This window comes from Peribacillus sp. P4_D6, from assembly GCF_056401795.1.
The window spans coordinates 21,364-34,901 of sequence record NZ_JBFUIQ010000005.1; the positions used below are offsets into that span (position 1 = coordinate 21,364).

The following is a 13,538-nucleotide window of genomic DNA, read 5'->3' on the forward strand; positions in this document are numbered from 1 at the left end:
TATTTATATATACAATAGCATAATTATTCATTTTATTCTATAAAAATTCAATAAATTTAGACAGTTTGTTTTATTGCCAATACTTTTTTAATTTTATTTATCGCCGTATCGATCTCCGATTCTGAAACATTCAGGGATGGAAGTAAACGAAGTACTTTAGGACCTGCACTCAATACAAGTAAGCCCTCTTCTTGCAATTCCATTAAAAACACCTGAACATCTTGTTTACATTCAATTCCGACCATCATTCCCAGACCGCGAATCTCTTTCACTTCTTCGATGCCATTCAATGCTTTTGCCAATTCGCTCTCAAGGTATTCCGCCTTTTTAACGGTTTCTTTTAAAAACCCTGATTGAAAAATTTCCTTTAATACAGCTTCGGCTGCTGAGACACTAACTGGATTCCCTCCAAATGTGGATCCATGACTTCCAGGGTCAAAGAATACAGACAACTCTTCCTTCCCAATCATCGCCCCGATTGGCAGGCCATTTCCCAACCCTTTTGCCGAAGTGATGATGTCCGGCAGGATATTGAAATGCTGGAATGCAAATGGCTTTCCTGTACGTCCTATCCCTGTCTGAATTTCATCTATGATAAGGAGAGCTCCGTGTTCTTGACATTTAGTTTGAATCGCGTCCAGATATGATTGCTGTACAACATGGATGCCGCCTTCTCCTTGCACGATTTCAATCATTACAGCTGCCGTATTTTCATCGATGGCTGCTTTCATGGCATCATGATCATTAAATGGAACATATTCGAACGATGCTAGCATCGGTCCAAAACCAGTCTTGATTTTCTCCTGTCCCGTTGCCGCCATCGTTGCAAAAGTACGGCCGTGGAAAGACTGCTGACAAGTGATAATTTTGCTTTTCCCGGTAGCTTTACGAGCTAGTTTGATGGCTGCCTCATTCGCCTCGGCACCGCTGTTGGCAAAGAACACCTGACTTAAACCTGAGGCATCAGCCAGCATTTTTGCTGTCCGTTCCTGAATGGAACTTTGAAACATGTTCGATACATGCCAATATTTATTAAGTTGTTCCGTCACGGCCATTTTTACCAACTCATGGCAATGTCCAAGATTCAAAACCCCGATTCCGGATGTGAAATCCAGATACTCTTTACCTGTTTCACTTGTAATCTTCAATCCTGACGCTTTTCTTGGCTCAATGTCCCACCTAGCGTATGTAGGAAATAAAGAACTCATTGAAATACCCCTTCTTCCTGAAGAAATTTTGTACCGATGAATTGTCCGTCTTGATAAAAATGATCTTTCCCACTAACGATCATCACTTCTTCAATCCCTTTATTCAGCACCGACAAGGCTGTATTGACTTTCGGGATCATTCCGCCATGGATACTTCCATCCATGATCAAATTCTTCGTTTCCGTTTCATTCAATTCCTCAATGATCTGCCCATTCTTCAAGACCCCTTGAACATCGGTCACAAATAAACACATGTCAGCCGATAGTGCCTTAGCTACAGACCCGGCAGCCATATCGGCATTCACATTTAATTTATTGCCCTCTTCTGTAGATGAGATGGGCGTCAATACCGGACAATAGCCTTTTTCGAATAAAAGTCCGAATAATTCCGTATTGACTTGTTGTATTTCACCAACAGCCCCAAGTTTCTGTTCATCGATATAATCACCTGTGAGAATTCCGCCGTCCGAGCCATTTAAACCGACTGCCTTGATGCCATGGGCTTCCAATTTATGAACGAGGCTGCGGTTCGATTTTCCTGCCAGCATAAGTTCCACAATTTCCAGTACTTCTGTGGTCGTTTTTCTTAACCCATCTTCAAATACTGGTTCAATTTCAAATTTTTCAAGCATTGAATTTATATCAGGGCCGCCCCCATGCACAAAGACAATATGGTATCCGCGGTTTTGTAACTCTTTAATACTATTGAAAAACGACTCCGATAACTCATTGATGATGCTGCCGCCGCACTTTATGACTAATATGTTCATACTTTTCACCTCTTACGAACGATAGCTTCCGTTTATTTTCACATAATCATAGGTTAAATCGCAGCCCCATGCCGTGCCTGATTCATTACCATCTTTCAAATAAACATGAATGATGATACTTTCATTTTCCAAGTATGCTTTGGCTTCTTCCTCAGAAAACATAATCGGCTCACCGTCTTTAAGTACGACGATATCACCAAAAACGATTGTTGYTTGATCCGGATTGAATCCCACTCCGCTTCTTCCCATTGCAGCTATGATTCGTCCCCAGTTTGCATCCGCTCCAAAAGCTGCCGTTTTCACAAGATTTGAACCGACGATCGTCTTCGCCATCATCTGTGAATCTTGTTTCGTATGCATGCCATGAACATTCACTTCTATCAGTTTAGTCGCACCTTCTCCGTCTTTCGCAATTTGTTTGGCGAGGTTTTCGGAAGTTTGTTTTAATAATTCCAGGAAGATGGACCATTCTGGATGGTCAGGTGTCAAAGGTTCATTGTTCGCTTCTCCATTCGCGAGCACTAACACCATGTCGTTTGTTGAACAGTCGCCATCAACCGTGATTTGATTGAATGTATCATTGGTAATCGAGGATAATGCTTGCTGTAAATCATGTGGTTCAATGACGGCATCCGTCGTAATGAAACCTAGCATTGTGGCCATGTTCGGATGAATCATTCCCGAACCCTTGGCAGCACCGCCCATTTTCACGGTTTTACCGTCGATGATTGTTTCATAACCACAACTCTTCGTTACAATATCCGTTGTTAAAATGGCGGTACCGAAAGCTTCAGCAGCTTCAGGTGTATTTTCTGGCTGCAATGCCTCTATGCCGTTTCTTACTTTCTCCATTTCCATGAATTCCCCTATGACTCCCGTTGAAGCCACTGCAAATGAATGGTCCTCCAAACCGAACTTTTGAGCCGCAAGCTTCCTCATTTCATTTGCATCTTTTAAACCTTGTTCACCTGTACAAGCATTCGCACAAGCACTATTCACTACAATGCCGTGAAGTTTTCCAGTAACGGCAATACTGTCTTTCGTTACATTGATTGGAGCGGCTTGAACGACATTTTGTGTATAAACGGCCGCGGCTGATGCTGGGACATCGGTAAAAATGATGCCAACGTCCTTTTTAGAATAGCGTAATCCTGCATGGACACCTGACGCTTTGAACCCTTGGGGCATTAAAATGTTTCCTTCTTGAATTTGTTTGATTTCTTCAACTGGCTGTAGTGTATTCATTGGTTCCCTCCATAGTTTACGGATATAACGGACTGTTCCATAGTCCTGCCGTTTCTTCTAGTCCCATTAATATATTTGCATTTTGAATGGCCTGCCCTGCGGCACCCTTCACTAAATTATCAATAACCGAAACCACCGTTACCTTACCTGTTCTTTCATCATAATCGACGCCAATGTCGCAAAAGTTCGATCCGTATACCTGTTTCGTGGATGGAAAGCGATCAAGGGGCTGCACCCGGACAAATGGGTGGTTCTCGTAAACCGTTTCGTACAAATCCTTTAATTCAACATTTGAGGTTTCCCGATTTACCTTTATATACATCGTTGCCATAATCCCTCTTGTCATTGGAACAAGATGGGTATTGAAGGAAATGGGCTGTAAACCTGATGACCATCGCCCAAGCTGTTGCTCGATTTCCGGTATGTGTTGATGTTGATTCACCTTATATATCTTAAAGTTCTCATTCATTTCACTAAAATGGGTGACTGCGGAAGGTGATTTACCCGCCCCTGAAACCCCGGATTTTGCATCGATGATCACATCGGCATCCGCACCGGCCAATCCTTCAGTGAATAAAGGGGCAAGACCTAATAGTGATGCGGTTGGGTAGCACCCAGGATTTGCAATGATCGTCGCTTTTTTTATAGCTCCGGCATTCCATTCAGCCAATCCGTATACGGCTTCTTCAATAATATGCTGAGGCGCTGCCGGCTTTTTATACCAGTTTTCGTATTCACCTGGAGTTTGAAGCCTAAGGTCTCCTGATAGGTCGATCACTTTAATGCCGAGGTCAGAAAATTCCGAAATCAATTGCGATGAAACGCCCGAAGGAGTTGCAAGAAATACAATATCGGATTTTTTTGCAATCGCTTCTGGGTCGATTTCTTCTAAAGTATCTTTCATATGCATTAAATGTGCATTTTCTTCATATAAACTTCGACCAAATTGGGATGAAGTATGCAATGATTTTATTTTAAATTGCGGGTGATTATTCAAAAACCTTATTAGTTCCATTCCTCCATAACCCGTTGCACCTACTATTGATACGTTCATAAAACCATCTCCTATAATTTCAGGTCCCTGTCAATCTTTGATTCTATTATTATAAGACTGAATAAAAATAAAATCAAATGTATTTTTATAAAATTATAAACATAAATTTTAAATGAAATATTATCCACCAAAATTCCTAGAATTATCCAAAGTTGTTGACTACTAGGTTTTTTTCCGTTTAAATCAAAGGTAGTAATTGAGTAATGACGGTTTCTGAAAGGTGGTCATATGCATGAATGAATTATCGTTATCCAATCGGATGCAAGCAATTTTAGATAATAAACAACAAATTAAACATATGGAAAAAGGGCGCTACCTTTTTCATGAGAGCACCCCAGCAAGTGATTTGTATTACATTATAAATGGGAAAGTAGAAGTGAGTAAGGTTGTCCCCGACGGTCGGGAATTAACTATACGCATTAGTTCGGAGAATGATTTGGTTGGGGAGACAGTCTTATTTTCTCAAAATCCTAAATATATGATGAATGCAAAAATGATGGAAGATGGTACTGTCGCGGTTATTTCCAAAGAAGCATTAGAAGAAAAAATYGCCTCCGATAGCCATCTCGCAGTCGAGATGATGACATGGTTATCCGCTCAAAACCGTAAAAATCAGGCTAAATTCCGCGATATGCTCCTGCACGGTAAGAAAGGTGCATTTTACTCCACCCTCATCCGTTTATCAAATAGCTATGGCACTGAAGCGGAAGACGGCAAAGTTATCAATCTTCCCTTTACAAACCAAGAACTCGCCAACTTTTGCGGCACATCCCGCGAAGTAGTCAATCGAATGCTCGCTCAATTAAGGAAAAACAATGTCATCTCCATTAAAAAGGGCCGCATTACGATTCTTGACTTTGACTATTTGAAACAGGAAATCGACTGTGAAAACTGTCCAATAGAAATCTGTACAATCGATTGAATCCTTTCCCATAAAAAGCAGCAATACATAAAGCCTTAATGATCTTAATAATGAATGGAATTTATTTCAGACTAATCCATACCTAGGACCATTGAATCATTTTCATTACCTGTATCCTAAATAAAAATGCATAAAAAAAGTATAAACATGGATTTCGCCATTGACCGGCATCAGATCCTGACAACTATACAAAAAAGGGATGGCATAGCTGCCATCCCTTTTTTTTTCATTCGGACGGATTATCCGCCAATGAATGACATTTCGATTTTTTCCTGTTTCTTCACCGTTCCCGCTGCACGCTCATCCGAATAGCGGTCGTCCCTACGGTTCCAAAGTGAAATGATGAACCCTGTCAATTCTTCATCGGTCATGTTTGAACGGAGCAATGACTTCAAGTCATGTCCCTTTCCATTAAACAGGCATGTATATAAACTTCCATTAGCAGAAAGACGTGCACGTGTACAACTTGAACAAAAAGACTCGGAAACCGAGGTAATGAAGCCTACTTCTGCAGTAGTGCCCTTATAGCGGAAGCGTTTTGCGACCTCTCCAAAATAATCTTCTTCAACTGGTTCGAGATCGAATTCGGTTTGGAGCAATGCAAGCAGTTCTTTTTTCGTAATGACATTCTTTAACTGCCAGCCATTTGTATGTCCGACATCCATGAATTCTATATAGCGTAATTGAAGGCCCTCATCTTTACAAAATCGGGCCATCGGCAGGATTTGAGATTCATTGGTTTCTTTTTTGACTACCATATTCACTTTAACGCCAAGCCCTGCTTCTTTAGCAGTAGTGATGCCTTCAATTACGGGCTTTATGCCGATATCCCTGCCGTTCATCTTCTTGAAAAGATCGTCATCGAGGCTGTCCAAGCTGATATTCACCCTCTGCAAACCAGCTTCCTTCAAATTTACGGCATGTTTTTTCAAGAAGACCCCATTCGTGGTCAGTCCAATATCTTCAATACCTTCAATTTTAACGAGATTTGAAATCAGAGTGGTAAGATCTCTTCGGAGTAATGGTTCCCCGCCAGTCAACCTTAGTTTTTTTACCCCTAAGCCTGCGAAGATTTTAGAAAGCCTTACAATTTCCTCATAAGATAATAGCTCACTTTTAGGCAGGAACTGAAAATTCTCGTGAAAAATTTCAGCAGGCATGCAATACTGGCAGCGAAAGTTACAGCGATCTATGACTGAAATCCTTAAATCCCTTAGTGGCCTGTCCAATGAATCTTTAATTTGACTGTTCAATTAACCACTCCTAGCCGAAAGTATTAGAAAAAAACCAGACCATAAAAAGTGGCTCCTTGAATGGGTTCACTTTTTTTGACTGGCTTTTCATTTCTATTACAGAGTTATTATTTTATACCTAATGCAATTTTAGCATATCTGGACATTTTGTCTTTCGTCCATGGCGGACTCCAGACTATCTTCACGTCCGTTTCCTTGACCTCGGGGATATCTTCCAGAACCAATTTAACTTGATCGACGATCGTCCCAGCCATCGGACAGCCCATTGCTGTCAATGTCATCGTAACGGTGGTCAGACCTTCCTCATCCATATCCACATCATATACCAAGCCTAAATTAACGATATCTATACCAAGCTCAGGGTCAATTACCTGCTCCAAAGCTCCAAGAATAATGTCTTTTGTATCTTGATCCACTTCAATCACTCCTTTTATGGAAAATCTCTAGTTTGTCGGTTTCATCATTATGTCCGTATAAGCATCATAACAGATTTTGATTGAGTACTTAAGCATTTTGCACAGCAGACAGTAAATGTTTCGCGAACCAGTCCGCTGTCTTAAGCACTCCTTCTCTGCTGACCTTATGCCCAGCCTTAGGATCAAGGATAAAATCAATTTTTTCATCCGCCTTGCCATACCCTGCTTTGACCCCCTCATAAAAACGGTATGCATGCTGATAAGGTACAACCGGATCTTTGGCACCATGCCAAAAAAGAAGCGGTCGGTCGCAAAGCTTATCCTGATTTAGACTCAAATCAAACGGCTTGAGCTGTTGAATCACCTTCGCAACTTCCTCATCAGTAACTGGGAAATCAACTTTCCTTTTCTTAATCTCCTCCATTTGGAGCTCTGCATACGCGACATATGATGGGTTCCCCATTAAACTGACTCCGGCGGAAATCCATTCATATGCAGCCAGAGCCCCATTAGTAACTATTCCCCCCATTGAAGTACCTGCCACGCCAATTCTGTCGGGATCAATCAATTTTCGGGATAATAAATCATCCTTCAGCAAAGATAAATCCTGGATTGTTTGTAAAACCATTTCCCAAAAACGGGGCATCATTTGAGAATCACTTAAACCTGCTTCCCTTTCCCCATGATGAATCACATCGGGTAGAAGCACACGAAACCCCTTTTCAGCCAATAAATAAGCATAGTGGAGATTATGTTCTTTTGCACTTTGAAAACCATGTATAAAAATAATAAGCGGCAATTCCTGATTGAAAGTGGTTTGTTTCCCTAAGTGCAAGACAGGAATTTGTCCAATTCGTTCTTTTTCAATTATTATCAAGTTAACCCCTCCGAATAATTTGTTCCGGTCTTTTCAATCCATTATCAAAATGGAGTTTATTACCTTCAAATCTGAGCTTCGCTTTAATTATCATAATCCTGAATATAGTAATATCATACAGGAATGCATAAAGAATGAAAAAGATTTACATTTACTTTAAAATAGGCTTAACAATATTTGCATATAATGAAATCAAAAAGAACAGAAGGTGTGTACATGACTGAGAAACATTTAATCGTATTGGATCTTGATGGCACTTTACTTACAGATAACAAAACAATTTCTTCAAGGACTAAAAAAACACTCCTAAAACTTAAAGAAGATGGACACGAGGTTATGATCGCCACCGGGCGCCCCTTTCGCTCAAGTGAACTTTATTACCGGGAACTGGGGCTGACTACACCAATCGTTAATTTCAATGGCGCTTTCGTCCATCACCCATTACATACAAGCTGGGGGGTATACCACTCCCCACTGGATATAAATGTTGCGAAAGAAATTGTCGAAGCGTGTGATCAGTTTACATATCATAACATCATCGCTGAAGTCCGGGACGAAGTTTATGTCCATTATCATGATGAAAAGTTAATGAACATGTTCAATCTAGGAAATCCGATCATGAAGACAGGTGATTTACGCAATTACCTTCAGGATTCCCCAACTTCGATGCTGATTCACACAGATAGTGAATTCGTAGGGCAGATTCGCCAGCATCTATCCGATGTCCATGCAGAATTGGTCGATCACCGCCGCTGGGCAGAGCCTTTTCATATCATCGAAATAATAAAAAGCGGGTTAAGTAAAGCCGTAGGGCTAAAACGCGTATCCAACTATCTGGAAATTCCTCGAAACAGGATAATCGCTTTCGGTGATGAAGATAATGATTTGGAAATGCTCGAATATGCGGGAACCGGGGTGGCCATGGGAAATGCGATCTCTCCAGTAAAAACGGTAGCAAATACGACGACATTGACGAATGAAGAAGATGGTATAGCCGTCTTCCTCGAAGAAAAATTCAATATGAAAGCCTAATTCGTCATTTTTTACCTTCATAATTATCAACTTTCAAGCCAAACTAATATGGACAACAGATCTATTCCGTTGTCGACAACGCTCAGAATCGGAGGAGATAAGAATGGGTAAAAGCAGTAAATCTAAACGATTTGTACAGCAGGGCAAAGAAAGTGTTGCCAGGCATGCCGAAAAAATCCCTTATCACACTACGTTTGAAGAGGCAGAAAAAGACAGGTTAAGAATTATGTCTGAACAAAGCTATGGTGGCTTCTAATGGGAAACAAATTATTCCAAAAGGCTAGAGAATTTGTTGAAGAAGCTCTCCACTCCGAGCATGACGGTGACCAGCATAAGACAGAGGAATTTGTTGAAGAAGCTCTCCACTCTGAGCATGACGGTGACCAGCATAAGACAGAGGAAATCGCTAAAAACGCTCTTTCATCAGCCTTTGCCAATACGAACGAGGCTGAAAAAGAACAATTGCGAGAACTCCAGCAAGAGCTGGAAAATCACTCTAAATAATGTGAAAGCCTCCAGGGATTCCTGGAGGCTTTCGCTTTGTTTTTCATCAATTGTTATTTCGTGCCTTACCGCCTTTTTCACCTATCTCTTTATAAAAATCTTTACCATGGGAATCAGCAGTGGCTTCCCCGCCCTTTTGTCCAATTTCCTGATAGAATTCCTTATCATGATTATCCGAAGTGGCTTCTCCGCCCTTTTGCCCAATTTCCCGGTAAAAATCCTTGTCGTGATTTTTAGAAGTGGCTTCCCCGCCTTTACGGCCTGCTTCCTGCCTGCTCATTTTTTCGTCGTTAGCCATTTTAATCAATCCTTCATAAGATTTTAAATTGGCGCTACAATATAAGAATTAGCCGTTTTGTACAGGCAATAAACTTATTACGCCGAAATACCTTCTTTTGTAATAGAAGTGTAATGGCCTTGATTTTTCATTAATATCATTCCCTGCGGAAAGTCCCAACAATTCCTGACGTTTCTATGATGTTTGTGAATGCGTGTGGATCCACTTCCTTGATGATCTTTTCAAGGTCATACAGTTCATACCTTGTAATGACAATCAATAACATTTCCTTAGTTTCGTTAGTGAATGCACCTTTTGCGGGAACCCTTGTAATTCCGCGGACTAATTTAGCATGGATTGCCTGTTTAAGCTCTTCGCTTTTCTTTGTAATGATCATTGCCGTAAGCTTTTCATGACGTGTATGTATCGCGTCCACGACACGGGTCGATGTATAAAGGGTAACAAGTGTATACAAAGCTTTTTCCGGTCCATAAACAGCACCTGCCGTTACAATGATCACGCCATTCAAAAGAAATAAATAAGTCCCTACAGGTTTATCCTTCTTCCGTGAAAGAAGCATGGCGATAATATCCATTCCGCCAGTCGATGCACCGTATTTCAAGGTGATCCCCACACCAACTGCAGCTATGACTCCGCCAAATACCGCATTCAATAATATGTCAGGTGACCAGCGTGTAATCGGAATGATTTCCATAAAGAAGGACATCAAGGCAACGCTGAGGAAACTATAAAAAGTGAAAGACTTTCCTACCTTCCGCCAAGCAATGATCGTTACTGGAATGTTCAATAAAAGCAAGAGAATACCTGTCGATACATTAATAGGAGCAAAAGATCCAATCATCCTCGATAGAAGCTGGGCCACTCCGGTAAATCCGCTTGCATATACGTTTGCCGGTATTAGAAAAAAGTTCATTGCGATGGCATTAAGCAATGCCCCGACCACAACTATGATAATTTTCTTCATTTCACCACTGTACATCCTAAAAACCTCCATTTCACCCTTATTCTATTATCTTTTTACCCTTAATTATTTATTCTATTTACGTAGAGATTGAATTTTTACCGTTACGTGCTACACTAAAAAGTAGAGTGACCACTCATTTTCTAAAAATTGTAAAAAGAAAGCAGGTGTATTATGGCTATCACAATTCTTGCAGATAGTGCATGTGATTTGCCGTTGTCTTTCTATAAGGAAAACAATGTTTCATTAATCCCTTTACAAGTCCATCTTGACGGGGAAACTTATGAAGATTTACTTACCATTAATTCTCACGAAGTCTATCAGGCGATGCTTGAAGGAAAAGCCCCGAAAACATCGCAAGCTTCTCCAGAATACTTTATAGAACTTTTCACACAGTTTGCCAAAGAGAAAAAACAAGGGATATATATCGCCTTTTCCTCCGAGTTATCAGGAACATATCAAACGGCAGTCATGATTCTTAATCAGGTGAAGGAAGAGTACCCTGACGTTGACATTGAAATCGTCAATACGAATTGCGCTTCGATGGGCGTCGGTTTAATTGTAAAGAAAGCAGCCGATCTGGCAGCAAACGGTGCCACTAAAGAAGAAATCCTGGCTGCCATAGAATTCCAAACCCGGCATATGGAGCATCTATTCACTGTAGACAACCTTGAATATCTGGCCCGTGGCGGCCGCATCTCCAAGACATCTGCCCTTGTTGGCGGTTTATTAAACATTAAACCGTTATTGCATGTTGAAGATGGGAAGCTTGTTCCGCTTGAAAAGATACGCGGCAAAAAGAAATTGATCAAACGTGTAATCGAATTAATGCACGAAAGAGGCAAAAACTTAACTACCCAAACGATTGCCATCAGTCATGGTGATGATGAAGCAACGGCCCTGGAATGGAAGGAAGCCATCCAAAATGAATTCGGGACAACCGACTTCATGATCCATACAATTGGCTCCGTCATCGGCGCGCATGCCGGCCCTGGCACAATTGCCCTCTTCTTCTTAAACGATACCCCTGAGAAATCATAAACATACATACTCCCTTCCATAATTGTGAACAATATATATTGATCAGATAATGGAAGGGAGTTTTCACTATGTCCAAAACAACCGATGACAATAAAAGGCCAAAAGATAACCAAGCGAGAAATGCTGAAAAAAATATCGCTTATCAGGAAAACCTTACTGCAGGTAAGCACTCCTATTCGAAGAAAACGGATCATAAATGAAGCGCGGGGCTTGTCCCCTCGCTTTTTTAATTATCGTTTAGATAGTTGTCTTCCTATCATACTTTCTCTATAATAAAGGAAATAAACCCTGCTGGAGGTAAGTGATGGCAAAGGAAAATTCATTTGATATTGTTTCGAAAGTAGACTTTTCAGAGGTAACGAATGCAGTTACCATGGCTATGAAGGAAATACAGACACGATATGATTTTAAAGGGAGCATAAGCAGCATCACCATTGATAAAGAAGACTTGGTTTTGGTATCCGACGATGAATATAAGCTCGAACAGCTGAAGGATGTTCTCATCAGTAAACTCATTAAACGTGACGTACCCGTCAAGAACCTGGATTATGGAAAATTGGAAGGAGCTTCTGGCGGGACCGTTCGCCAACGGGCCAAGTTAATTCAAGGCATCGATAAGGAGCAAGCAAAAAAGATCAATACCATCATTAAAAATAGCGGCCTTAAAGTGAAAAGCCAGATCCAGGATGATCAAATCCGGGTTACCGGTAAGAACCGGGATGATTTACAAGGAATCATTTCCGCGATTCGGGGCGCTGATCTGTCCATTGATGTACAATTCTTAAATTACCGCTAATTATGAAGGCCTCACCTGCTTTGGGTGGGCCTTTTTTCATTTGTTTCAACTGCCTCCATCAGCGCTCATCCTCCTCTTTTTCTTATGAATCGCCTTCATGGAACATGGAAAGACTAGTCATGTTCCCTTCAGTTAAAACACATAAACAAAAACTTTTATGGGTATTTTTTCCATGTTTTCTTTTTCCTAAAAGAAGGAATAGAAAAAGCGTAGATCATTAAATGGGAGGCGTTTATATCTTGACTACTCAAAACCAAAATCAGAACAAACAAGGATTTCCACCACAACATCAGCAGCATCAACCTGGATTGGAAACAAAAATGGAACCGAACCCTGATTCAGTTAATGCTGCCTACAAAGGAAGCGGCAAATTAAAAGGTAAAACGGCAATCATAACGGGAGGAGACAGCGGAATCGGAAAATCAGTTGCCATTTACTACGCTAAAGAAGGAGCGAATGTGACAGTTGCATACTTGGATGAACACGAGGATGCCAAAGCGACAAAAGAATTGATCGAAAAAGAAGGCCAGAAATGTTTACTCATTTCCGGTGATATCGGTGATGAAGCCTTCTGCCAGGAAGTCGTCAAAAAAACGGTTGATGAATTTGGCGGTTTGGACATTCTAGTCAACAACGCCGGAGAACAGCATGTGCAGACAAGTATCCTGGACATTTCAGCTGAACAATTGGAAAAAACGTTCCGCACGAATATTTTCTCGATGTTCCACTTAACTAAAGCTGCATTGAAGCACCTGAAAAAAGGAAGCAGCATCATTAATACAACCTCTATCACAGCCTATCAGGGCAACCCAAAACTAATCGATTACTCTTCAACTAAAGGTGCAATACTTGCATTTACAAGAGCCCTGTCGAACTCCATTTCAAAAGATGGCATCAGAGTGAACGGTGTGGCTCCAGGCCCGATCTGGACACCGCTGATTCCTGCCTCATTCGGCGAAGAGGATGTTGCCAAATTCGGACAGGATACTCCAATGGGCCGTGCAGGTCAGCCTGAGGAATTGGCACCAACCTATGTATATTTGGCAAGTGATGATTCATCCTATGTCAGCGGACAAGTCATCCATGTAAACGGCGGGACCGTTGTTAACGGATAAGGCCTTACCTTTTTTCCAAAAGCAGTGGATTTCATAAATTGAAATC

General features: G+C 41.1%; 16 protein-coding genes and 1 pseudogene. 8 read left to right on the top strand and 9 right to left on the bottom strand.

Annotated elements, in window-relative coordinates:
* Window positions 1-56 precede the first annotated feature (56 nt).
* From AC1DVB_RS03645 to argC, 4 genes are read right to left on the bottom strand one after another with little or no spacing between them, the layout of a single operon-like run.
* Window positions 57-1,208 carry an acetylornithine transaminase gene (locus AC1DVB_RS03645; RefSeq protein ID WP_377333543.1) on the bottom strand — a complete coding sequence of 384 codons (1,152 nt, stop codon included), beginning with the start codon at window positions 1,206-1,208 and terminating at the stop codon, window positions 57-59.
* Window positions 1,205-1,978, bottom strand: a complete 774-nt coding sequence (gene argB, locus AC1DVB_RS03650) for an acetylglutamate kinase (protein ID WP_057275846.1) — start codon at window positions 1,976-1,978, stop codon at window positions 1,205-1,207. Before argB ends, AC1DVB_RS03645 begins: the two co-directional genes overlap by 4 nt.
* Window positions 1,979-1,990: 12 nt before the next feature.
* Window positions 1,991-3,223: a bifunctional ornithine acetyltransferase/N-acetylglutamate synthase gene (argJ, locus tag AC1DVB_RS03655; RefSeq protein WP_477588200.1), complete on the bottom strand. Its 1,233-nt coding sequence runs from the start codon at window positions 3,221-3,223 to the stop codon at window positions 1,991-1,993.
* 16 nt (window positions 3,224-3,239) lie between these two features.
* Entirely contained in the window at window positions 3,240-4,277 is a 1,038-nt protein-coding gene (gene argC, locus AC1DVB_RS03660; RefSeq protein ID WP_477588202.1) for an N-acetyl-gamma-glutamyl-phosphate reductase, read from the bottom strand.
* A gap of 232 nt (window positions 4,278-4,509) precedes the next feature.
* On the opposite strand from argC, the gene AC1DVB_RS03665 reads away from it, so the two are divergent.
* Window positions 4,510-5,199, top strand: coding sequence for a Crp/Fnr family transcriptional regulator (locus AC1DVB_RS03665; protein WP_034314560.1), 690 nt, complete (start codon window positions 4,510-4,512; stop codon window positions 5,197-5,199).
* 239 nt (window positions 5,200-5,438) lie between these two features.
* Here the strand turns inward: AC1DVB_RS03665 and moaA are convergent, their stop codons facing one another.
* From moaA to AC1DVB_RS03680, 3 genes are all read right to left on the bottom strand, one after another.
* Entirely contained in the window at window positions 5,439-6,452 is a 1,014-nt protein-coding gene (gene moaA / locus AC1DVB_RS03670) for a GTP 3',8-cyclase MoaA (protein WP_454862111.1), read from the bottom strand.
* A 107-nt stretch (window positions 6,453-6,559) separates the two neighbouring features.
* Window positions 6,560-6,868 (bottom strand): metal-sulfur cluster assembly factor, encoded by a 309-nt coding sequence (locus tag AC1DVB_RS03675; protein WP_034314562.1) that lies wholly within the window; start codon window positions 6,866-6,868, stop codon window positions 6,560-6,562.
* A gap of 88 nt (window positions 6,869-6,956) precedes the next feature.
* Entirely contained in the window at window positions 6,957-7,745 is a 789-nt protein-coding gene (locus tag AC1DVB_RS03680; protein ID WP_057275842.1) for an alpha/beta fold hydrolase, read from the bottom strand.
* Window positions 7,746-7,961: 216 nt separating this feature from the next.
* Here AC1DVB_RS03680 and AC1DVB_RS03685 point away from each other — a divergent pair, with 216 nt between their 5' ends.
* The 3 genes from AC1DVB_RS03685 to AC1DVB_RS03695 all read left to right on the top strand — a co-directional run bounded on the left by AC1DVB_RS03685 (window position 7,962) and on the right by AC1DVB_RS03695 (window position 9,281).
* Window positions 7,962-8,777 (top strand): Cof-type HAD-IIB family hydrolase, encoded by an 816-nt coding sequence (locus tag AC1DVB_RS03685; protein ID WP_328119581.1) that lies wholly within the window; start codon window positions 7,962-7,964, stop codon window positions 8,775-8,777.
* Window positions 8,778-8,880: 103 nt separating this feature from the next.
* On the top strand, window positions 8,881-9,033 hold the full coding sequence (locus AC1DVB_RS03690; protein WP_164468789.1) for a hypothetical protein: 153 nt from the start codon (window positions 8,881-8,883) through the stop codon (window positions 9,031-9,033).
* The gene (locus AC1DVB_RS03695; RefSeq protein WP_057275840.1) at window positions 9,033-9,281 is read left to right on the top strand and encodes a DUF3813 domain-containing protein; all 249 of its coding nucleotides are present in this window, start codon (window positions 9,033-9,035) and stop codon (window positions 9,279-9,281) included. The genes AC1DVB_RS03690 and AC1DVB_RS03695 overlap by 1 nt, the downstream gene beginning before the upstream one ends.
* Window positions 9,282-9,330: 49 nt before the next feature.
* Here the strand turns inward: AC1DVB_RS03695 and AC1DVB_RS03700 are convergent.
* Window positions 9,331-9,579, bottom strand: a pseudogene (locus AC1DVB_RS03700) (KGG domain-containing protein); the annotation flags it as partial.
* 136 nt (window positions 9,580-9,715) lie between these two features.
* Complete coding sequence (locus AC1DVB_RS03705) at window positions 9,716-10,558, bottom strand: YitT family protein (RefSeq protein WP_034314573.1); 843 nt, start codon at window positions 10,556-10,558, stop codon at window positions 9,716-9,718.
* 156 nt (window positions 10,559-10,714) lie between these two features.
* Between AC1DVB_RS03705 and AC1DVB_RS03710 the strand changes: the two genes are divergently transcribed.
* The 4 genes from AC1DVB_RS03710 to AC1DVB_RS03725 all read left to right on the top strand — a co-directional run bounded on the left by AC1DVB_RS03710 (window position 10,715) and on the right by AC1DVB_RS03725 (window position 13,492).
* Complete coding sequence (locus AC1DVB_RS03710) at window positions 10,715-11,581, top strand: DegV family protein (protein ID WP_057275838.1); 867 nt, start codon at window positions 10,715-10,717, stop codon at window positions 11,579-11,581.
* Window positions 11,582-11,649: 68 nt separating this feature from the next.
* Window positions 11,650-11,781 carry a DUF3941 domain-containing protein gene (locus AC1DVB_RS03715; protein ID WP_082196697.1) on the top strand — a complete coding sequence of 44 codons (132 nt, stop codon included), beginning with the start codon at window positions 11,650-11,652 and terminating at the stop codon, window positions 11,779-11,781.
* A 104-nt stretch (window positions 11,782-11,885) separates the two neighbouring features.
* Window positions 11,886-12,377: a YajQ family cyclic di-GMP-binding protein gene (locus AC1DVB_RS03720; protein WP_034314577.1), complete on the top strand. Its 492-nt coding sequence runs from the start codon at window positions 11,886-11,888 to the stop codon at window positions 12,375-12,377.
* A gap of 239 nt (window positions 12,378-12,616) precedes the next feature.
* Window positions 12,617-13,492 carry an SDR family oxidoreductase gene (locus AC1DVB_RS03725; protein ID WP_057275836.1) on the top strand — a complete coding sequence of 292 codons (876 nt, stop codon included), beginning with the start codon at window positions 12,617-12,619 and terminating at the stop codon, window positions 13,490-13,492.
* Window positions 13,493-13,538: the final 46 nt, after the last annotated feature.